This window comes from Fulvivirga sp. (genome assembly GCF_040220315.1).
Taxonomy (GTDB): Bacteria; Bacteroidota; Bacteroidia; order Cytophagales; family Cyclobacteriaceae; genus Fulvivirga.
Genome location: NZ_JAVJUY010000052.1, coordinates 1 through 22,369, shown reverse-complemented (window position 1 = coordinate 22,369; position 22,369 = coordinate 1). Strand labels below are relative to the sequence as shown.

The following is a 22,369-nucleotide window of genomic DNA, read 5'->3' as shown; positions in this document are numbered from 1 at the left end:
AATGAACATCTTCTTTCGCAAAAGTATTTTAGCTGCCAGTGGCCTCTTCTTATGCATTTTTTTGGTAGTGCATTTATCTGCGAATTGCATCTTGTTGCTTCCTGAAGACCTTTCAAGGAGCATGTATAACACCTATTCTACCACTCTCAGAGAAAGTCCGTTAATTAAGATAATTGCTTATGTATTATACCTTTCTATCGTTTTACATATAGTTTATGCAGCAATTATCACATACCATAATAGAAAGGCAAAACCTACTGCTTACTTAGTAAATAATAGCAGTGAGAATAGCTCGTGGTCCTCCCAAAATATGGGCTTTTTAGGAATATTAGTTTTGATATTTTTAGTAGTTCATCTAGGTAATTTTTGGGCCAGAATAAAATTGGGCATTGGAGAGAAAGTAGCAACTGATGATCTTGGAAATTTGGACGTTTATGATGTAACCGTCCAGCTATTTCAAAACCCATATTACGTTATTTTTTACTCCGTTTTAGCCATTCCGCTTGGGTTTCACCTTCACCATGGTTTTAAGAGTGCCTTCAAGTCATTGGGATTTTATCATCAGAGCGGGTTGAAAATTTTGGCTCAAGTTTCATTAATCTATGCGATTCTTATGTCTCTAGGGTTCGGAATCATCCCGATTATTGTCTTTCTAAAATAGATCAGCTATGAAATTAGATGCAAAAATACCAAAAGGTAAGCTAGAAGATAAATGGCGTAACTATCAGGCAACTAGTCAATTAGTAAATCCAGCAAACAAAAAGAAACTAAATATCATTGTTGTTGGCTCAGGGCTAGCTGGGGCAGGTGCAGCCGCCACTCTTGCTGAGTTAGGCTATGATGTAGATTGTTTTTGTTATCAAGACTCAGCCCGCAGGGCTCATTCTGTAGCTGCTCAAGGTGGAGTGAACGCTGCCAAAAATTATCAACATGATGGAGATAGCGTATGGCGCATGTTTTATGATACCTTAAAAGGAGGTGATTTTCGCTCCAGAGAAGCGAATGTGTATCGTTTGGCGGAACTATCTGCTCCTTTAATCGATCATTTTACCCAACAAGGGGTTCCATTTGCCAGGGAATATGGGGGTGTATTAGCCAATCGAAGCTTTGGCGGTGTTCAGGTAGAACGCACCTTTTATGCGAGAGGTCAAACAGGTCAACAATTGCTTTTAGCTGCGTATTCTCAGCTTTATAAGATGGTGCGCAGTGGTAAAGTAAAAATGCACACTCGCAGTGAAATGTTGGATTTGGTGGTGGTTAATGGTGCTGCCAAAGGTATTATTGTTAGGAACTTAGTAAGTGGTGAAATCAAACGGTTTGCTGGCGATGCAGTGGTTTTGGCTACAGGAGGGTACTCAAGGGTATTTAGACTCTCCACATTAGCGATTGGCTGTAATGGTAGTGCCATTTGGAAAGCACATAAGAAGGGAGCCTATTTTGCGGCTCCTAGTTTTACACAAATACACCCAACGGCATTACCGCAATCAAGTGAATCCCAGTCCAAGCTTACATTAATGTCAGAATCGTTGCGTAATGATGGACGAATTTGGGTGCCTAATAAAATAAATGACCAAAGACCTGCCAATGAAATACCAGAAGAAGAGCGGGATTATTACCTGGAAAGACGGTATCCAAGTTTCGGAAACCTGGCACCACGAGATATTGCGTCAAGAGCCGCTAAAGAGCGTATAGATGAAGGTTATGGAGTGGGAAGACTCAAAAATGCAGTGTATCTTGACTTTAAGCATGCTATCGAGCGGCTCGGACTAGATACGATAAAAGATCGGTATGGCAACTTGTTCGATATGTACAAAAAAATAACCGGTATTGATGCCTACAAAGAACCGATGCAAATATCTCCAGCAGCACATTTTTCCATGGGAGGTCTTTGGGTAGATTATGAATTAATGACCACTATTCCCGGGTTATATGCCATTGGGGAATGTAATTTCTCTGATCATGGGGCTAATAGGTTAGGAGCAAATTCCCTCTTACAGGCCAGTGTAGATGGATATTTTATTTTGCCTAATACGATCAGTAATTATCTAGCTTCTAATGTTAGTGAGGAGCATATAAAAACCGACCACCCTGAATTTGAAAAAGCTGAGGCACACGTTAAAACACAAATCAATACGATTCTTGCAGTTAATGGCCACAGGACGGTGGACGATTTTCATCGGGAATTGGGTAAGATAATGTGGAAAGAGTGTGCCATGAGTAGAAATAAAAATGGTTTAGAAAAAGCAATAAGAGAAATAGAGGATATAAAAGATAGTTTTTGGAAAGAAATAAAAGTAACTGGTAATCAAAACGAATTCAATACTGAATTAGAGAAGGCACTAAGGCTTGTGGATTTTATTGAAATAGCCCTATTAATGTGCAAAGATGCCCTAGCAAGGGAAGAATCTTGTGGCGCACATTTTAGAGAAGAATACCAAACTCAGGAAGGTGAAGCGGTACGTATTGATGAAAAATATGCCTACGTATCGGCTTGGGAATATGTAAGTGGTGACTTTAAGCTTCATAAAGAAGCGTTAAATTTTGAATATCAAAAACCTACTATTAGAAGTTACAAATAAAGATCATGCAAGTTATTTTTAAGATTTGGCGACAAAATAGCAACAGTGAAAAAGGTTCATTCAAAGAGTATCCTGTCACTGACCTTAATCAAGATATGTCGTTCTTAGAAGCCCTTGATTATTTAAATGAGGAGCTTGTGCTAAAAGGAGAATCAGTGATCGCTTTTGAGTATGATTGTAGAGAGGGTATTTGTGGGCAATGTGGGGTTTTTATAAATGGTCGTGCACATGGACCACACGATAATATAACTACCTGCCAGTTGCATATGCGTAGTTTTAAAGATGGAGATACCATTGTAGTAGAACCTTGGAGAGCTAAATCTTTTCCCATTATAAAGGATTTAGTGGTTGATCGTTCTTCGTTTGATCGAATTATTGAAAATGGAGCTTACATAAGCGCTAAAACTGGCACAGCACCTGAGTCTAACTCATTATTAATAGGAAAAGAGCTAGCAGATAAATCTATGGATGCTGCATCATGTATTGGTTGTGGGGCATGTGTAGCTACTTGCAAAAACGCTTCTGCTGCGCTTTTTACATCAGCCAAAATAAATCACCTCAACAACTTGCCTCAAGGAAAGCCGGAAGCACATACAAGGGTAATAAATATGATTAAACAGATGGAAGCAGAAGGTTTTGGTCATTGCACTTTTACCGGTGCTTGTCAAGTAGAATGCCCTGTAAATATATCCATTGCTAATATCGCTGAAATGAATGCCAGGATAGTTAAGGCCAAGTTACTTGGTTAACATAGTTTGAAATACGGAATTCACTGTTTTTATAATATAACTTCTGCCTATCGGTAGAAAGGTGTTCTCGCGATATAGCTTATACCGAACTTGATATGTGCCTACTTGGCGTAATAAGAGATAGTTTAAAGTCTTCGATCTTTGTGACACAGCGAATAAGTGTGCCAATGCTATTTTCTTCATTGAACCTTTTAACATAATTCTAACTCTGATTGATATTAATACCGACCTGTACCTGCCTCTACCATTTGCCGGGTTCTTTTCAATAAGCGTATATTTAGTACTTAGATAGGTAGCGTTAAGCGAAACTTAAATGACTCCAGAGAAAAAACCATCGGCCATACCGGGGATAATTTACATTGCTTGCGTGATAGCGGGCTTTATCTATCTGCCTATTCTGGTGGCTTTTTTAATAGCTTTTGGAGGTTTTGGAGCCCTTTTGTTTGTGGGAGAAATAATGAAGCAGGTAAAAATGATTCGCCAGCGTAACCAAACAAATAAATCAACGATTGCTGCTGCCCCTGAGGGGTTTGTTGAAATTATTGGAAGAATAAAAGCTCCCAAAGACGTACGCACCTTTCTCACGAACGAACCGGCTGATTACCGATCAATTACATTTAGTTATTCTCACCAAGCCGACAGAAACAGGGATCTTACAGCGGTTGAAGTCTACCTATCAGAAACAGAAGAGAAAAGACTTCAGATCTATGATGGCTCAGCCACTTGCCAGGTATTACTGCATGCTTCAGAGCTTGATTTACATGAAAAGGTGACGCATATTAAAACCGAAGAGCTTAAAATACTTTTAAAAGAAAGACCCCTGGACGGATTTCCTTTAGAGGAGCTTGATAAGCATAACAGCCTGACAATCACGGAAAAATGGGTAAGGAGAGGAGAAAAGCTCAGATGTTACGGATACCTACGAAAAATAAAATATGGCGAGCGTCCTGAAGACTTAGTAGAAATACACAGTAAAAAAATTAGAAGATTAGACTTCGAAAGAAGAAACCTAACTGATAAAGATTGGGCAGAAATGCAAAAAGAAGCTGGTGCTGATTATAAGTTAATGACATCCAATTATGCCGACCTGGAGCGAAGAGATATTAAAGAGCTGATTATTAGTTGGAAAGACGATAAACAACTAAACACCAAAGCGTATTTCCAGATTTTACTGATGATTTTCCTTTTTGTATTCTTAGTAGGTTTTTGTGTGCTTATCACCTGGAGTCAATACCCTGAGTTACTTTCAGGTTTATGGAAGCTTATAAGTTAGAGGCTTTGCCATAGCCGTAGGTCTTTTTATTACGTTTCTCCAAACTACTTTTTCTTGTCTTACTATGAGCACCCCGCCTGAATGAATTCATTCGGGCAGGTCTTTTGCTCATACGCTCAAAGCATGCCGCACAACCCCTCGCGAATCTCGCAAGCTCGATTTGGCATTTTGGCTGAAGAGAAGGGGGAGAGCAATAAGGCTAATGTGTGCGGTTATTGAATGATTCTTTATTGATTTGAGTTATGTTTGATATATGGCAAGTACAAGCGAAATTAGAAATAGACTCAAAGATAGACTGATGGCGATTAGCAATTCAGATTATCTAAAAACCCTCGAAAAAAGGATTGAGTCCTCAAATATCCAGGAAACGTCTATTGCCCTGACGGAAGAACAAAAGCTCATGTTAACCATGAGTGATGCGGATATTAAAACCGGTAGAGTCATTGATCAAGAGTGTCTTAATAAGCAAGAACTTGAATGGCTGCAATAGGCCATTACATCATTTTCTATAAATTCAACTCTGCAGAAATAATTATCACCGCTTTCTGGGACAACCGTCAAGATCCTTAAAAGCTACTTAAAGAACTGAGAAAGTCTAAACGCAATATTTTAGAACACGTAAATCTAATTTGCTTAATTCTGTAAGGATTATTTGTATTAGGTGCAATTCTAAAAACACATATTTATGGCTATATTGAAAGCATGAAGTCTGACCAAAATATAGCCTACTATAATCGTGTTGTTGATCTCTATAACGACCTTGGCTTACCCATTGAGCAGGATGCTGAGTTCACAATAGACAGTCTTCTTGATATTCATAGCGACATCCCTTTTCAGTCGCCCATCTTCAGAACCAACTATTATTCATTTATCTTCATTAAAAATGGTAAAGGGAATTATACCACTGATGAACATACATTTGAATACGAGCCTAATACCATTTATTTTACTAATCCCGGACACTTGAAAGCATTTGAGTTTTATGAGCTCCATGATGCTTATCTCATTACGCTCAGCGAGGAATTTCTCAAGACCAACGTCCACAAAGATGTCTTTCTGGAGTTTCCATTTTTACTTGCTGAAATGGTGCCTCCCCAATCTCTGGAAAAAGAAAAGTTTGAGGAGATAGAAGTGCTTTACAAGCATATTTTAAAAGAATATAAAGGCAATTCGAAATATAAATTCAAGCTGATAGGCAATCTCTTTGTGGTGCTTTTATTAAAAATAAAGGAGCAGTTTTGGTCTAATTACTATCCTTTAGAAGAAGGTAATAGAAGTTCACAGATAGTGAAGAAATTTAAGGAATCGTTAGAATCGCACTATAAAGATCTTGCAAAAGGCGAGGTTCAATCTGCTTTTCAACCTCAGGATTACGCAGCAATACAAAATTTGAGTGCAAATTATTTAAGTGAGGTGATTAAAAGTAAAACAGGTAAATCGATAACCGCCTGGATTATAGATAAGTCCGTTAGTCAGGCAAAAGCTTTACTCAAAAACCCGGATATTTCCATAAAAGAGATTGGCTATTCATTAGGGTATTCCGAAACAGCCCATTTTACCAACTTTTTCAAAAAGAACACCGGTACTTCGCCCAGCAAATACCGTAAATCATATCTAAAAGACTAACTACCGTAAATCACGCAACACTTCCCTAAAGTGAAACAACGCAAACAGGTTGTACACTTTCGATCTTAGCGAAAGTAATATTCTTAACTAAAACAAAAGAAAAATGGCTAAGATTGATTTAAAAGACAAAGTAGTTCTTATAGCAGGTGGCGCAAAAAACCTCGGAGGACTCATAAGCCGTGAAATGGCGAAAAAAGGGTCTAAGATAGTTGTCCATTATAACAGCGATTCAACTAAATCGGCTGCTGATGAAACAGTAAATGCTGTTAAGGAATTAGGTTCAGATGCATTCAGTATTCAATTGGACCTGACTAAGGCCGGAAATGTTAAAAAACTATTCAAAGAAGCAAAAGACAAGTTTGGCAGGGTGGACATCGCTGTAAACACTGTTGGTATGGTACTAAAAAAGCCATTTGCAGAAACTACAGAAGCAGAGTTTGACAAAATGGATGCCATTAACAATAAGTCAGCTTATTTCTTTATCCAAGAAGCAGGTAAGACTTTAGAAGAAAATGGTAAAATCATAAGTATCGTTACTTCACTATTAGGTGCATTCACAGGATATTATTCAACCTATGCAGGAAATAAAGCACCTGTAGAACATTACACGCGTGCAGCGGCTAAAGAATATGCTCAAAAAGGAATTTCAGTTACTGCAGTAGGCCCCGGTCCAATGGATACACCTTTCTTTTATGGCCAAGAAACTCCTGAAGCTGTAGAGTTTCATAAGTCGATGGGAATGGGCGGACAGCTCACTCAGATTGAGGATATTGTCCCGATCGTAGGTTTTTTGGCAACAGACGGTTGGTGGATTACTGGACAAACCATATTGGCAAACGGTGGATATACCACCAAATAATGAAGTATTAACATTAAGTAAGTACTTCTTAAAAAAAGAAGTACTTACCTCTCTGATTTATCTTAACTAAAATTATCATGATTTTAAAAATTATAAGTGCATTACTCATACTGTTTGCCGTTTTTATGGGCATTAAGCAAGGTTATGCCATGATCTCAGGAAAACAAGAAATGTTAGACATGTTTAGCAAATGGTCTTTTAGCAAAAATGCTGTTACGGCCCTTGGAGTCATGACATTCTTAAGTGCTTTCCTGATTGCTATTCCTAAAACCTTTTTATGGGGCAATTTTTTGATGGCGGCCACTATTCTATTCATCATTTGCCTGCATCTGATGGATAAAGACTTAAAAGGAGTTGCCATTGAAGTACCGTTCTTGTTATTGAACCTGGTTATCATTTACTTGGGACATCCATTGGCAAGCAAGTCTTTATGAAGCTTGCCCTGATCATATTAATAATTTCAACATTTGGAGCTTTTGCAAGTAAAGCTCAAAACGCTAACAAAAATCAATTAACTATGAATACAGAAAAAATATCCAATACTACAGTTAAAAGTGCTATCGAAGCCCTTCAGTCTAATAATAAAGACGCTTTCTACTCGCATTTTACAGAAGGAGCCGTATTTTCTGATGATGGAAACGAGCTTGACTTAAAGAAATTTTTCGACAATGCCTTTAATCATAAAGAGAAGTTCATTAGCATCGATAAGGTAGAAAATCAAGGTAAGGATATCACCGGGAAATTCTACGCAGGTCAGTGGGGTACATTTGAAGTATTTTTCAATTTTAAAATAAACCCGGAAGGTAAAATTGAACGACTGGATATCGGTCAAATTTCAAAGCGTTAGTGTCAGCTATTCGCACGATATTGGCTAAAAGGAAATATGAGATTCTACTCATTACACTCATACTTCATCTCTACATTGGCATTGTGCTTACTGATCTGGTTTTTTACGATCAGGTCATCTGGCCTTTGAATATGATACTAATAGGAGTGGCCAGCATAGGAGTTTTTACAGAGCAAGGTAAATGGAAGATCTGGATTAAGAATACCTTATTGATTCTGGTAATTCTTTTTCCTTTACTACTTCCATTTCTTTCTAACCAGCCTAATTTTCTAATATGGTTGAGTGCTACATATTGTGCCTTTTTTGCTTTCATTTTCTATGAGATAATAAAATTCCTAATCAGACCAGGCTATATCAATGTCGATATCATCTCGGCTTCAGCCTGTGGTTATTTTCTTTTAATTGAGATCTGTGTCTTTTTGATGCAGGCCCTTTATTATCTCGATCCTTCGTCCATTAGTGTGATTGACAGCACCGATCCGGCAACCATTTACATGGATTTGGTATATTTCAGTAGCATTACCATTACTACCATTGGTTTTGGTGATATTTCCCCAGTTAGTTATTCATCCAAACTGATTGTATCGCTTTTTGGGGTGGCGTCTCAATTCTATTCTGTGGTGCTTGTAGGTATCCTTATTAGTAAGTTTTCAAACAGATCAACTAGATAATTATGCATGTAGGTAAGAATTTTAAAATTCATCAAGTACTGTTTTGGCCGAGATATGCACAAATTTTTATAAATTATCAGCTACCGGTAGGTAGCTTCGTTTATATCTCCTATAACCTTATCAAGCCTTTTTACGGCACACTTTAAACTATCAATCAGCTCTCGAATGTGCGCGTTGGAAAAATCTTCATGATCTATAAGATTAATCAAACCAAGTATGGTTGCGACCGGGGCGCGTAGTTCATGGTTATTCTTAAAAGATATTTCATCCATTATTTTTACCTGATCTGCAATTCTTGAATTCAACTTAATAAGGTCCGTTACATCCATTACCGTGCTTAAGAAGGTGAGGGGAGTGCCGGCATCGTCTCTCTCAAGTGGGGCAATCCTAATTTGGAGATGGTTATATGTTCCATCCTTCTTTAAAACCCTTATGGTAAAATCCTGGAAATCTAATTTCTCGTGCTGATCAAAAAATGAGGCATAAGCTTCCAATTGAACGGCTCGATCATCGGGATGAACAATTTTTTCAAACAGATTCTTACTTAATTCCTGAAATTCTGACTTTTCATAGCCTAGATTACCGGCTGTCCAGCCATTATCACAGATCAGTTGTTTACTTTTTAAGCTGATTATTTCAATGCTGATAGGAGAAACTTTAATGAGCTTATCCATTATTTCTGCCTTTTTTTCTCCCATAGCTAAAATCTGTTGATGAATAACAACTATAAATTAGTAAATTTTTTTCATCTAATCTGTGGTTTGAACAGGTTGTTGCTGACCATCAACCCGTTGTGATATTAGTGTTCTCGTGTTATTGCCCTTACTAGCATAAGGTATTAATGGCGGATTAAGTAAGCTTTGGGATTAGCGCTGCACTAATAATTTATCTTTTAAAAGAAGGGAAGAAAGAGTTTTTTCATTCAAAGGGTGGGAGAGACACACTTATTTTAGGGTTGGATTGAGGGTTAGGTAAATGTGTGTGGCTTAAGTTTGGAATAATTAAATTATTTAAGAAAATAATTTTAAATTGCTCAAACATTTTTTTAACTGAATCGAATATAGAATGAAACCATTTCTAAGGTGGGCAGGTGGTAAAAATTGGCTGGTTAGACATATCGATCAAATAATTGGTAATCAGTTATTTAACAACTATCATGAACCATTTTTAGGTGGCGGTTCAATGTATTTTCATTTAAACATTGGAAATGAGTGTTTCTTATCAGATCTAAATGAGAGTTTAATAAATACATATATACAAATTAGAGATAACGTTGATTTGGTAATAAATCATTTAAGAGAATTTGAAAATACAGAGGAATTCTATTACCAAATAAGACATCAGATTTTTGAAGATGAAACACTTCAAGCCGCTCAATTTATTTATTTAAATCAAACATCATATAACGGCATTTATAGGGTAAACTTAAGAGGTATTTATAATGTACCTTATGGTCACAGGAATAAAGATTTTATACAAGAGGATCTCCTAAGACAATGTTCAGTTTATCTTGATGGAGCACATTTAAATGCTGGACAATTCAATCAGAATATAGAGTTGATTCAGCCTGGAGATTTAGTTTTTTTAGACCCGCCATATACCATAACACATAACAATAACGGATTTATTAAGTATAATGAAAGGCTATTTTCTGAGAATGATCAATATAGACTTTCCGAATTCATTGGTGACATTATTGAAATAGGGGCATTTTACATTTTAACAAATGCTGCACATAATGATATCGCTGAAATTTTCAATCATAACCAACCCGTTATTATGAATAGAGCAAGTCTAATTGGTGGTAGAAATGCGAACAGGGGTAATTACGAAGAATTCCTATTTACAAATATTGAGAATGAGTTTATTGAAGCAAATAGAAATTGATCAAATAAAAGGTAAGCTTACTGACGATGTTTCACAACTAGGTAAACTTTATAAAGCAAAGAAGAATGAATTCATCTTTTTAAGTGTAGAGCATTCACTTGTTGAAGACTATTTGAAACAGGGTTGGGAGGTTGAAGTAGAACTTAAAACAAAAACAAGACTCAAAAAGCCCAAATCTCATCATAAGCAATTTGAAGATGATGTCTGGTGTCAATTCTATGAACTGGGATATCGATTTCTTAATTATGATGATCAATTTACATTACCATATGGCAAAGACCCTGAGGATAAAAAGCAAATTGATGTAATAGCAATTGATAAAGAAACGGTAATAATTATTGAATGTAAGTCAAGTGAAAAACCAAGAGCAAGTTCTTCAGTTAAAACAGAATTTGAAGGTCTGGAAAAAAGGCTTGATGGTTTCAAAAAATCAATAGATCAAATATTTGGGAAGGGCTTAAAGATTAAATACATCTATGCAACTAGGAATCTAAGAATAGATCCTGAAAGTATTGAAATTCAAAGGCTGATCAAAACAAAGTCCTTTTATTACAATGACAATACATATGAGTATTTAAATAGTTTGATCAAAAATTATAAAGGAGCATCAAGGTATCAATTTTTAGGATTGATGTTCAAAGATCAATTAATTAACACTGATAAAATCGAAATTCCTGCTGTTGAAGGTATGATGGGAAATAAGAGTTATTATATGTTTTCTTTAGAGCCTCATTTATTACTTAAGTTGGGATTTGTCTTACATCGTACAAGAGCCAATGAGGCTGAAATGCCTACCTATCAGCGATTACTTGTACCAAGTAGATTAAAAGGTATAAGAAAGTTCATTAACGATGGGGGTTATTTTCCAAATTCAATTATTGTCAATTTCTCTCAAAAGAAACATAAAGTTTATTTTGAACCATCTTCAAGATCGGGTGACTCAAAATCAAGATTTGGAATGTTAAAAATTCCGAATGCTTATGCAATTGCGTATATAATAGATGGTCAACATAGAGTATATGGTTATTCCGATACTGATTTCACCAAAAACAATACAATACCTGTAGTTGCCTTTACTGAACTAGATTCGATTGAACAGCTAGAAATTTTCATGAGCATAAATGAAAATCAAAAAGCAGTTAGTCCAAGTTTAAGAGGGACATTAGAAAGAGATTTATACTGGGAATCAGATAGAACTGATACTAGAATAAAGGCCTTAAGATCTTCAATAATAATTGAACTCTCTGAGGCAACTAATGGGCCTCTCTATAATAAAATTGAGGTTGGTGAAGACCCAGCAATACTAAAGTTTACGCCATTTTCAAACGGATTACTTAATTCAGGTCTATTGCCAAAGGCCAAAGGAAATAAATATGATGAAAATAGCGTATTAGGAGCAGTTTATGATACAAATAATCATAATCATAAACAAGAGATGAATAGGTCAAGAAAGAGCCTTGTTCAATTTATCAACATGTGCTATGGATTAGTGGAAGAAGAGTATCCTGAGATCTTTGAAAGTGAAAAATCATTAATTCTATCTAATAGAGGGTCGTATGCATTTGTAAGTTTAATTGGAAGCTTGAATTATTGGGAGACTGTAAAAAAAGGGACTATTAATAATAAATCTACGCCATCAGAAAGGTTTGAAGCTATCAAGAAATACCTTAATTCTCTTCTTTCACAACTTAAGGTTTTAAGTGATGAAGAGGAAGAAACTTTGCTTTCAAAATACGGTACAGGTGCTGATTTGAGATGGTTACGAAATTTTCAAATGCTTGTTAATAGAGAATTTCCAGAATATGAACCACTTGAATTAGTAGAGTGGAAAGAACGTCAAGATAAAAATTTACAAAGTCAAGGTAGACAGCTTGGAGTTGAAATTGAGAAACATATTAAACATGAAGTTCTTGATAAAATTCAAGCAATATTTGGTAAAAACTGGGAGCTTGAAATAAATAGCATCAAAAGAAAATGTCTTGAAAGAGCTGAGGAAGAAAAAGAGAAAAACTATAAGGAGGGTTTAGGGAGTACTGATATTGAATGGACAGAAATGTTTACTATAAATGATTATAAATCCATAATCGATAAATATTGGACCAGAAAACCCGAAGAACAAGAAGACTTTAAAACATTCCAAGATGAATTCTCAATTGACATAGGAGAGGGGTTAGGTAGTAAAGCAAAAAGTATTAAATGGATATCTAGATTCAATTCTTTAAGGAATTCTTGGGCACATGAAGGAACTAAAGAAAAAGGTCTCAGTAAGGAAGAAGTGATTTTCCTTGAAAGGATTCATAATAATATCATCCCTGAATTACAAAGTTAACTTCTATTGTGTAAGTGAAGATTCTACAATTTGATATTGAAATATCTAAAACACCTCTATTAACATGGAATAGCACACCTATTGAAAAATTAGTGCAAGAGGCGTTTTATGATATAAATTTAACAACTGAAGATAATGAACAAGTTGTTAAAAATTCATGGAATAATCTTGCGTACACGAATTTTAAAAGTATTCCACGAGAAGATGATTTAAAATTTTCTGGAGCTGCAAAAGGAAATCAATTCTATTTAATCAAGTCGGATGATGAAGCACGAAGCAATACTTCAATAACATATAGAGTTTTTGTAGTATCTGAAAATAGCGAATTTAGAAATATTATTTCTGTTGTTGTAAATGAAATCAATAATGTGATTTCAAATATTCATCCATGGCTTTTTTTACGTTACAAACCAATCTATGAAAACTTCATAACAATATATGTTTTTGATAGAGAAGAAAATGACATAATTCAGGGAGTTGAAATAAAAGGAAAATATCAAAGAAAAGCGAGAAGATCTGTATACAAGAATAGAAACATTGCTGTGTTAATTATTAGCATTATATCTTTAAGCATAGGAAATGCATTTACACTTAGTTTTGGAGCATCTGGCTTCTTTTGGTTACTACTTGAATTACTTATTTCGTTTACCAATAGGAATCAGATAGTAATTGAAGACATAGATAATTTGATTCAGCTTGATAAGCAGATATTTAAATCGGATAATAAAGAAGGTTCTGAACTACAATCACCTAATGTCTAAACTATGAAAAAAACTCATCCATATATACGGGTAAAACAAAGAGGTGAAGTGTTTTTTCTGACCAAATTCACCGTAGCTGAGTTAAAGGATAAAGTGGATTTACATTTCAGGGATCCCTATATGTCAATGGAATCATTAGAGTACCAAGAAAAATATACCGATTATATTGAAAAAATTAGGAAAAAAGGTTTAGAACTATCAACCGATAACGAAGAAGGAGTACAAAGAAGGCTTCAATTAAATCGAATAAATGACATTCGAAATTACATCCAAAATAATGTAAATAATTTCTTTCCTAATTCAATACTTATTTCTGCTAACACAGCAAGTGCCAGTGATTTTAATGATGATGATTATTTAAACCTTGAAAAGAATGATTTTGGTGAGTTTTTATTTCCAGACTCAGTAAGGTTTTCTGTAATAGATGGTCAACATAGATTGGCTGGTTTGTTTCTTGCTGAAGAACAATATCTCGAAGAATTTGAAGTTCCTGTTGTATTGTTATTAAATGTATCACTACCTACAGCCGCTAAACTCTTTAGTGATATTAACGGAAAGCAAAAAGCTGTAAATAAGTCACTTATCTATGATCTATATGAGCATGTATCAGATAGTGATGTTGAGTTAATTCGTAAGTATCACACTATTTGTCAAAAATTTTATACAGACCCAAAATCACCACTATTTAGACAAATAAAGATGTTAGGCATGGGAAGTGGAGCAGTATCTCAATCATTTTTTATTGATCTATGCTCTAAATATGTTGAAAAAACATCTTATGCTTCTGACATACAAAATACATACGAACAATTGTTTTACTATTTCCGTAGTTTCCAAGAAACTTTTCCAAGTGATTGGCCCATCCCTAAAAATAGTAACGAACTGAGCTTGGAAGAATTAGATTTAATATCAAGAGAAGTTTTAGTTGATCACAAAAGTCAACTAGTTAAGACAAATGGATTCGGTGCTATTATGAGGGCATTTCCAAAAATATCTATTAAAGCCGATGGCAAGTTTGAAAACTATATGATGTTTATTAAACAATTGGAAGGGAAAATCAGTTGGAAAAGGGCAGAATTAGATCAAAAAGGAGGTGGAACTGAGATACAGAGGTTCTTATATGAAAGAATTGTTGAAGTGTTAAATCTGCGGTAAATCTCGATCCATATTATGTTAAATAGAAATTGAGCGTTGGCCAGCCAAAATACCGGGAGTGCGCAGGCCAGTGGGTGGAAGTGATTATTTTGGCTAGACCTTTTGAATACTTTTGGGGCAATGCCAAAAGTATTTGCCCAGCGGCATGAGCGTAATGCGAACACATTAAAATCTACAAACCTTGGTGAGCTTCTAAAAATTCCTGCATTATGGAGGGTTGATAACACAAGTGTTTTGACAGGCGAATTCTAAGCGCTGAGAATCGAATATTTTCACATTTCTGACCATTGGTACAGTATAATTAAAAATACAGCGTTACAAAGCCTGCCAAATCTGTTGTGTGTGCGGCTGTAAGAAAAAACTCTTTACGGGTCGGCCAAAAAAGAAAAATTATTAGTTGCTCAGGATCAGGGCAATCCGCCAACTGGCGGACGGGTTAAGCCGTGGCCTGAGCGGCTACTTAAAATAATGTCAAATTATATAACAACTTCCTAGAGCTTCAGACTGTACATCAAGGAGCGCAGCACATGTGATCTATTTACCCGAACGCCTTGGTGAGGGCAAGCGTAGTTTACGGAGCGCAGACATAATATAGAATTATATAAAAAGGATTGGTACAAGCTGAGCCGTAAATTCCTTAACATAAAATCCTTGCCGTAATCGCACTAAAGTGGACGATTACTGATTTTATGCTAAACACGCTGTGTTACGGAATTTACTATACTTGTTATATAATGTCCTGCGTTATGTTACTTAGCTTGGGGTAGAGCGTTGCATTAATAGTTTGAGACAAGGCCCTTTTCTTTCCTTTTAAAATCCTTTCTTATTTATAGGAAGTTATGGAGCACTCTTTTGGCATTTTGGCAGGAGGGAAGGTGAGAGGGTAATGGCAAATGTGTGCGTCTTGATAATTATAAACTTTCCCAATTTGTTTTTTGTCAAAATTGTCAAGATATTTACTGCAAGAAAATTTAATCAAGATGAATAAGTCAATTGGTGAGTATATTCATAATCTTAGAAAACAAAGAGGTTTTACTTTGACACAACTCGGAGCATTATTAAGTATTGATTCTGGTGCTTTAAGTAAGATTGAAAATGGTAAAAAAAATATTGATCCTAAATGCTTATCGAAAATAGCAGAAGTATTCTCACTAGACCTTGATGAATTAAAAGATGAATTCTTAAGCGAGAAATTCGCTTATGAGATTATTTCTAACGCAAGAGATGAGAGTGTACTGAAGCTAGCGGAAGAAAAAATCAAATACATAAGAAGTAAGAATTCCAAACAGTCAGAATTACCATTGTAAATAATAAAACAAACTGAATTTATGAGCATACCTGTAATAGATCTTTTTTCTGGAGCTGGTGGACTCGGGTTAGGAGCGACCAAAGCTGGAGGTGATCTTAGATTATCCGTTGAAATTGATCGATTAGCATGCGATACAATGGAAGCTAATCCTACGTTTCACAAGGGTAAAGTTCTTTGTGAAGATGTTTGTAATCTTAGTGGTGACGATTTAAGAAACGAAGCAGGACTTTCAAAAGATGAACCTCTAATTTTGGTAGGGGGTCCTCCATGCCAACCATTTTCAAAAGCAAGTTACTGGACTGATCCAGGACATGATTCGAAGTACAGGCAAGCCAGGTCAAAAGGGATAAGTTTAGAGAAACCATCAGTTATTACTGAGGCAAAACCTGACCAAAGAAGAGATTTACTTCAAGAGTATTTTCGATTGATAGGTGAATCGAATGCGAACGGGTTTCTGTTTGAAAATGTACCTAGTATAATGCACCCTCGAAATAAGAGGACATTTGAAGAATTCAAAATTGCCGTAGAGTCAATTGGTTTTAAAACTCTGCTAGTAAAGGTCAATGGACTTGATTTTGGTATTGCACAAAAAAGACAAAGGATAATTCTGTTAGGTTTGAGAGGGCAAATTCCACGTGAACCTATTAAATCACATTCAGAACAATTGGACGACCTGGCAAGCGGATTGAAAAGATATGTTACCGTAGGAGATGCATTGAAACCATTTCAAGGAGATGAATACGCAGAACCCGAAGAAGTAATTAGCGGTAGGTGGGCCAAACAATTGAAAGAAATTCCTCCAGGTATGAACTACAAAGCTCTTACTGAATGGGCAGGTCATCCAAATCCTACTTTCGTTGCAGAAACAAGATTTTGGAATTTCTTACTAAAACTGCACCCGGATCAAGTTTCCTGGACAATTGCAGCTAATCCAGGACCTTGGACGGGTCCTTTTCATTGGAATAGTAGAAGACTAAGGATTGTTGAGCTAAGTGTACTTCAGGGGTTTCCTGCGGATTATAAATTTATTGGTAAAAGAAGAGATAAGGTAAAGCAGATTGGAAATGCATTACCTTCAAATATTGCTCATGGCTGTTTAAAGCCTTTAATAGAGGATGTTATAGGAATTACAAAAAGCAGGATTGCAATATGACAAACTCAAAATATAAACTTATTAGTCTTTATTCAGGAGGCGCTGGCCTAGATTTAGGCTTGGAGCAAGCAGGATTTTCCACTTTGTACGCTAATGACTTAGAGAAACTTTGTGAAGAGACTTTCAAATTAAATCTTCCAGCAACAGAATTTTATTCTGGTTCAGTAGTTGATTATTTAGAGTATTTACGCGATAAGAAGAAAACAAATCCTGAAATATTTGATGATATTGATTTGGTGGCTGGTGGACCACCATGTCCACCATTTTCAAAGTCAAGATTTTATCGAAAAGAAAAGCCTAGAGCATTAAATGATCCGAATGCGGAAGTAACAATAACTAGCTATTTTAAAGCATTAGAAATTATAAAACCGAAGGCCTTTTTATTTGAAAATGTAGCTGGCATCACTTTTAAGTCGCATCAGGAAGGTTTTGATTTCATTCTTGAGGAGTCGTCAAAACTTGGCTATCAAGTTTCATGGAAAATAATCAATACGGCTGATTATGGAGTTCCTCAAATTAGGCAAAGGTTCATAATGATTGGAATGCTCGATAAAAAATTCAGATTTCCCGAGGAGACCCACTCAAAAGATGATCATTTATACAAAAAGCCATGGGTAACAAGTGGTGAAGTGCTCGCAGACTTGGACACTCTTGAAAATGCAGATGATAAAGGTCATTTTGCAGGAGGTAAGCATCACGAATTATTGAAAAAGGTTCCTCCTGGAGATAATTATCTATATTTTACTGAAAAAAGAGGTTATAAAAACCCAATTTTTAAGTGGAGATCTAGATATTGGTCATTTCTTTTAAAACTTGATCCTCATCAACCATCTTGGACAATCCAAGCAAGAAGATCTAATAATATGGGGCCATTTCACTGGAGAAATAGAATTTTAAGAATTGAAGAAGTAAAGAGACTTCAGACATTCCCAGACAATTGGGATTTGGCAGGTACCATTGAACAACAATGGAGGCAAATTGGTAATGCCGTACCGCCATTATTAGCAAAGATTTTAGGTCATAGTATTATAGATCAACTGAGTAATGTCAAAAAAGAGAAAACATGGCATTTAGAAGACATAGAAAGCAAGATTTACTGAATCGCATTATCAATTCTATTGCTGATGATGGTTGGAATATCATTTATTTAAATGATCCTTCACTGCATCCATTCCTACTTAGAATTTATAAGGATGGTGTAAGGCATGATTTAACTATCTATATCTGGAATTTAACACATGGAGGTGGTGCTGCTCGACCAGTAGACGAATATCGAATTCAAATCACTGGTGTTGATAGATTTGAGAACATTTCAAATGATAAAGTCCTTATTTTGGGATGGTGGGAAGAAGGAGGGGTGTTCGCTGGTTTTGATTTCAATTTTCATAATAATGTACTTGGTGCGTCTCCTTCTATTCAAATTCGTGAATCCGCTTTGAGAGATGGATATGTTAATGGACTTGCAACTTGGGAAAGGGGCAATCATGAAATTGCTATAGCAATTAGACCTGATTTTTTAGTTGAATATATTACGAATTTAAGTGGTTTGCATTCATTCGGTAGTTCTCAAGATGATTTAGAGGTTTTAGAGGAAGTTATTGAATCTGTAGATGATTTTAATGATGAAGCTATTGAAAATGTGACTTTAGAGAGACGTGAAATAGTTATTCAAGTTAAGAAAAAAGTAAGAAGCAATAGTTTTAAAAATAGGGTTCTTAATGCATATGCTAATACATGTTCATTTTGTGGTGTACAACTCAAATTGATTGATGCAGCACACATAATTCCTGTTGAACATGACGGTACGGATGATACATCAAATGGTATTGCCCTATGTGCTATTCATCACCGAGCATATGATAGAAGATTATTGCGTTTTGATGAAGAATACAGAATTCAAGTCAATACAGGTACTTTAGATAAACTTGGAGAAATTGGATTAGATGGAGGAAGAGAAACCTTTGTACAAAATCTAAGAGCCGTTTTGCATCTACCACCAGCATTACAAGACAGACCGCATGTAGATTTTATTCGAACCGCTAACGAGCTAAGAGGTTGGTAATATATTATGTTAAATAGATTCTCCAATATGTATATTGGAGGGCTGCAAGGCAAAATAGCGGGGTGTGCGCTGGGTTGTGGGTGGCAGCATTATTTTGCCTAGACCTTTTGAATACTTTTGGGGCAATGCCAAAAGTATTTGCCTAGCGGCATGAGCGTAAAGCGAACACAATTCAAATACGATCAAACCTGTGAGCCATTCTACACAAAGCAATTACTGCTTTTAATAAAGCGTTGGCTAGCAAGTGTTTTACAGGCAAATTCCTAGTCGCTGAGAATCGTGTATTTGAAATCAAAGCGTACAATTCCTCGAATATTAAAATTATAAGCACTGAGCTTTGCCTGGAAATCTCTTGCATTAGCGTAGGCTCATCAGGCATCAGCCTGACAGCGGGTGGGTAAAACTATTAATAGCCGTTTGGACAGGGCAAGCCGTGCGGTGGAATCAGCGCGCTGGCCGAGCGGCTATTTAATATAACGACTAATTATATAACAACTTTCGGAAACTCAAACTGTACATTAAGGAGCGCAGCACGTGTGATCTATTTACCTGAGCGCATTAGCGAAGGCAAGCGTAGCGCAGACATAATATAGAATTATATAATCCAGCATATGCCCTTGAGGCTTAATTTAGATATGATTGTTATATAATTTATATTATGTTAAATAGATGTTTAACAAACATACCCTACTTATATCTCACTGTATTCCTAATTAACCTATTCCTGAAAGCCCTTCGGTGTGAAGTAAGAAACTAGACCACTACCTTATCAATACCTACTTGTAGTTTTTCCTGCAGCTCATTTACGTGTTTCAATTCATTTTTGGTAATGAAGATCAAAGACAATCCCTTGTTGCCGGCTCTGGCTGTTCTGCCGCTGCGGTGAATATAATATTCTACTTGATCAGGTAATTCGTAATGCGCTGCAAATGCCAGGTCTTTCACATCAATACCTCTGGCCGCAATATCAGTGGCAATGAGAAACTGCAGGCTTTCGTTTTTGAAAGCGCGCATAATCTTATCACGCTCTTTTTGTAGTAAATCTCCGTGAATGGCATCTGCAGATAAATTCTTGGCTTTTAACTGCTTAGCCAGAGTACTAGCTGCTACTTTCGTTCGGCAGAAAATCATGCCTCGTTCCTCTCCCATGTCTTTGAGGAATTTTACCAGGGTATCCAGTTTTTCTTCTGCCATGGTGATCGTGTACTGGTGCGTAATCTTCTTGTTCAGCCTGTCAGTACCGATAGTTATTCTGAAGGCATCTGCAGCCAGGTAATTTTTTATAATGGTCTTGATCTCTGGTGGCATTGTAGCGGAAAACAACCATGTACTTGTTTTGCCACTGGTATGTTTTAATATACGCGTTAGCTCCTTTTTAAAGCCCATAGAAAGCATTTCATCCGCTTCATCAAGCACCACATATTTAACATGCGAAAGATCTACAGCGCTTTTCTGAATAAGATCTACCAAACGGCCCGGTGTGGCTACAATAATCTGTGTAGGTCGTTTTAATGCTGCTATTTGCGCTTCTATTTTAGCACCGCCATAGACTGCTTCTGTAAAGATCTTATCAGAATATTTGGTGAATTTAAACAGCTGTTTGGCTACCTGCTGCCCCAATTCCCGTGTGGGCGCCAATATCAATGCCTGCACATGAGGAGAACCCGCATTCACTCTTTCCAATAAAGGCAATCCATAAGCGGCTGTTTTGCCCGTTCCTGTCGGTGCCTGGGCGATAAAATCAGTGCCTTTGCTCAATAAAAACGGAATAGACTGTTCTTGTATGGGTGATGGATTAACAATTTTTAATTCATTCAGTGCTTTTATAAAGGGCTGTGATATTCCTAATGCTGAGAAAGACATACTTCTAATTTTTATGCAAAGATGGGCTTAGTTTTGGCTATACTCCTATGAAGTGCCTTTTATTTCTTTGTTTCTTCCGCCCATTTTGCTTTCTATTTCTCAAACCTTGCAAAGAAATCGCCTTCATTCCAGGTAGGTCGTTCTTCAGCCATATTAATGAAATAGCTCACCATAAATTGCAATTGCACGTATTTTTTGGCCGCCTCAAAATCAAAGGTATCGTCCAATTCGTCAGATGGTTTGTGGTATCGCTCTTCACGAAATTTATCGAACAGACCAGCTATTGTTTGCGTTGAATCTGCCGCTTTTATACCGTATGTGATACTGAGTGACGGCACACCCTGCAAAATAAAATTCAGCTGATCACTCCTTACAAAACGCACCTGCTCCGGCATGTGATCTTCATCCACACGTAAATCGAGCAAGTTGGCTGTGCGTTCCACCTGATTCATTAAGCTGCTATGCACACCGCCTAACGGCTCAATGGATAGCAATGGAGCCACTACTGTGGGCATATCTGTATTTACATTAGCCACAATTTGCGACATTGGTACTGTTGGTGCATGGGCATAGAATTTAGAGCCTAACAGCCCCATCTCCTCAGCCGTTACGGCCAAAAATATCACTGATCGCTTGGGTTTGTAGCCTAAACGAGTGTATAAACGGGCTATTTCAATCATGGCACTAATGCCTACTGCATTGTCCTGCGCACCGTTATAAATACTATCACCTTCCACAGGATTACCCACTCCTAAATGATCTAAATGGCCACTGTGTACAATGTATTCATTCGGTAGCTCTTCACCTTCCAAAACTCCTACTACATTGGCACTCTTAATTTCTTTTCTGATTCCACTTACCTTGCCGGTGATGGTTTGAGTTTCCTTAGGTTGCAGCAATATGCCTTGTTGCAAACTAGTATTTATTGAGTCCAACGAGAAGCCCATCAGCTGCTCAAATACTGGATCGTTGATATAACCATTTACTTTAAGTTTATTAGCATAAGAACTTCTTCCTGAGGCAGTTCCGTTTGGTAATATAACGTTCGTCCGGCCCTTATCGGTATAGGATAAACTTCTTTCAAACGAGTATCTGCTTCCGGGTTCGTAGGCGTAAATTAATCCCACAGCACCTTTTTCAATGGCTGTTTGTAATTTGGTATCGGAACTGCTAAAATACGCGCGCTCACTGATCGGAAAACTTTCCGGTGCCCCACTAAAAATCACCATTACTTTGCCATCTACAT

21 protein-coding genes are annotated in these 22,369 nt (G+C 36.6%); 18 read left to right on the top strand and 3 right to left on the bottom strand.

Annotation, left to right across the window (positions count from 1 at the left end; genetic code table 11):
• Nucleotide 1 precedes the first annotated feature (1 nt).
• From RLO81_RS02280 to RLO81_RS02235, 10 genes are all read left to right on the top strand, one after another.
• On the top strand, nt 2-661 hold the full coding sequence (locus tag RLO81_RS02280; protein WP_350106631.1) for a succinate dehydrogenase cytochrome b subunit: 660 nt from the start codon (nt 2-4) through the stop codon (nt 659-661).
• A gap of 7 nt (nt 662-668) precedes the next feature.
• Nucleotides 669-2,579, top strand: a complete 1,911-nt coding sequence (locus tag RLO81_RS02275) for a fumarate reductase/succinate dehydrogenase flavoprotein subunit (RefSeq protein ID WP_350106628.1) — start codon at nt 669-671, stop codon at nt 2,577-2,579.
• A gap of 5 nt (nt 2,580-2,584) precedes the next feature.
• Nucleotides 2,585-3,328 (top strand): succinate dehydrogenase/fumarate reductase iron-sulfur subunit, encoded by a 744-nt coding sequence (locus RLO81_RS02270; RefSeq protein ID WP_350106625.1) that lies wholly within the window; start codon nt 2,585-2,587, stop codon nt 3,326-3,328.
• A gap of 313 nt (nt 3,329-3,641) precedes the next feature.
• Nucleotides 3,642-4,601, top strand: a complete 960-nt coding sequence (locus RLO81_RS02265; RefSeq protein WP_350106622.1) for a hypothetical protein — start codon at nt 3,642-3,644, stop codon at nt 4,599-4,601.
• A gap of 253 nt (nt 4,602-4,854) precedes the next feature.
• Nucleotides 4,855-5,091: a hypothetical protein gene (locus RLO81_RS02260; protein WP_350106619.1), complete on the top strand. Its 237-nt coding sequence runs from the start codon at nt 4,855-4,857 to the stop codon at nt 5,089-5,091.
• A 212-nt stretch (nt 5,092-5,303) separates the two neighbouring features.
• A complete protein-coding gene (locus RLO81_RS02255; protein WP_350106616.1) occupies nt 5,304-6,227 on the top strand; it encodes a helix-turn-helix domain-containing protein in 924 nt (307 codons plus the stop codon).
• Nucleotides 6,228-6,330: 103 nt separating this feature from the next.
• Nucleotides 6,331-7,086: an SDR family oxidoreductase gene (locus RLO81_RS02250; protein WP_350106613.1), complete on the top strand. Its 756-nt coding sequence runs from the start codon at nt 6,331-6,333 to the stop codon at nt 7,084-7,086.
• Nucleotides 7,087-7,163: 77 nt separating this feature from the next.
• Nucleotides 7,164-7,520 carry a DoxX family protein gene (locus RLO81_RS02245; protein WP_350106610.1) on the top strand — a complete coding sequence of 119 codons (357 nt, stop codon included), beginning with the start codon at nt 7,164-7,166 and terminating at the stop codon, nt 7,518-7,520.
• A gap of 83 nt (nt 7,521-7,603) precedes the next feature.
• Nucleotides 7,604-7,933 (top strand): hypothetical protein, encoded by a 330-nt coding sequence (locus RLO81_RS02240; protein WP_350106607.1) that lies wholly within the window; start codon nt 7,604-7,606, stop codon nt 7,931-7,933.
• Nucleotides 7,933-8,604, top strand: coding sequence for an ion channel (locus tag RLO81_RS02235; protein WP_350106604.1), 672 nt, complete (start codon nt 7,933-7,935; stop codon nt 8,602-8,604). Before RLO81_RS02240 ends, RLO81_RS02235 begins: the two co-directional genes overlap by 1 nt.
• A gap of 80 nt (nt 8,605-8,684) precedes the next feature.
• Here RLO81_RS02235 and RLO81_RS02230 read toward each other — a convergent pair whose 3' ends face one another.
• The gene (locus tag RLO81_RS02230; protein WP_350106601.1) at nt 8,685-9,302 is read right to left on the bottom strand and encodes a PAS domain-containing protein; all 618 of its coding nucleotides are present in this window, start codon (nt 9,300-9,302) and stop codon (nt 8,685-8,687) included.
• A gap of 367 nt (nt 9,303-9,669) precedes the next feature.
• Here RLO81_RS02230 and RLO81_RS02225 point away from each other — a divergent pair, with 367 nt between their 5' ends.
• From RLO81_RS02225 to RLO81_RS02190, 8 genes are all read left to right on the top strand, one after another.
• Complete coding sequence (locus RLO81_RS02225; protein WP_350106599.1) at nt 9,670-10,491, top strand: DNA adenine methylase; 822 nt, start codon at nt 9,670-9,672, stop codon at nt 10,489-10,491.
• Complete coding sequence (locus RLO81_RS02220) at nt 10,463-12,820, top strand: DGQHR domain-containing protein (protein WP_350106596.1); 2,358 nt, start codon at nt 10,463-10,465, stop codon at nt 12,818-12,820. The genes RLO81_RS02225 and RLO81_RS02220 overlap by 29 nt, the downstream gene beginning before the upstream one ends.
• Nucleotides 12,821-12,834: 14 nt before the next feature.
• Complete coding sequence (locus RLO81_RS02215; RefSeq protein ID WP_350106593.1) at nt 12,835-13,581, top strand: hypothetical protein; 747 nt, start codon at nt 12,835-12,837, stop codon at nt 13,579-13,581.
• 3 nt (nt 13,582-13,584) lie between these two features.
• Nucleotides 13,585-14,736, top strand: a complete 1,152-nt coding sequence (locus RLO81_RS02210) for a DGQHR domain-containing protein (protein WP_350106590.1) — start codon at nt 13,585-13,587, stop codon at nt 14,734-14,736.
• A 980-nt stretch (nt 14,737-15,716) separates the two neighbouring features.
• Nucleotides 15,717-16,043, top strand: a complete 327-nt coding sequence (locus RLO81_RS02205) for a helix-turn-helix domain-containing protein (protein ID WP_350106588.1) — start codon at nt 15,717-15,719, stop codon at nt 16,041-16,043.
• Between the two features lie 21 nt (nt 16,044-16,064).
• Nucleotides 16,065-17,198 carry a DNA cytosine methyltransferase gene (locus RLO81_RS02200; protein ID WP_350106585.1) on the top strand — a complete coding sequence of 378 codons (1,134 nt, stop codon included), beginning with the start codon at nt 16,065-16,067 and terminating at the stop codon, nt 17,196-17,198.
• Nucleotides 17,195-18,298, top strand: coding sequence for a DNA cytosine methyltransferase (locus tag RLO81_RS02195; RefSeq protein ID WP_350106583.1), 1,104 nt, complete (start codon nt 17,195-17,197; stop codon nt 18,296-18,298). Before RLO81_RS02200 ends, RLO81_RS02195 begins: the two co-directional genes overlap by 4 nt.
• The gene (locus RLO81_RS02190) at nt 18,262-19,260 is read left to right on the top strand and encodes an HNH endonuclease (protein ID WP_350106580.1); all 999 of its coding nucleotides are present in this window, start codon (nt 18,262-18,264) and stop codon (nt 19,258-19,260) included. The genes RLO81_RS02195 and RLO81_RS02190 overlap by 37 nt, the downstream gene beginning before the upstream one ends.
• 753 nt (nt 19,261-20,013) lie before the next feature.
• Here the strand turns inward: RLO81_RS02190 and RLO81_RS02185 are convergent.
• On the bottom strand, nt 20,014-21,123 hold the full coding sequence (locus RLO81_RS02185) for a DEAD/DEAH box helicase (RefSeq protein ID WP_350106577.1): 1,110 nt from the start codon (nt 21,121-21,123) through the stop codon (nt 20,014-20,016).
• A 92-nt stretch (nt 21,124-21,215) separates the two neighbouring features.
• A partial coding sequence (locus RLO81_RS02180) for a M28 family peptidase (protein ID WP_350106574.1) occupies nt 21,216-22,369 on the bottom strand: 1,154 nt, incomplete at its 5' end.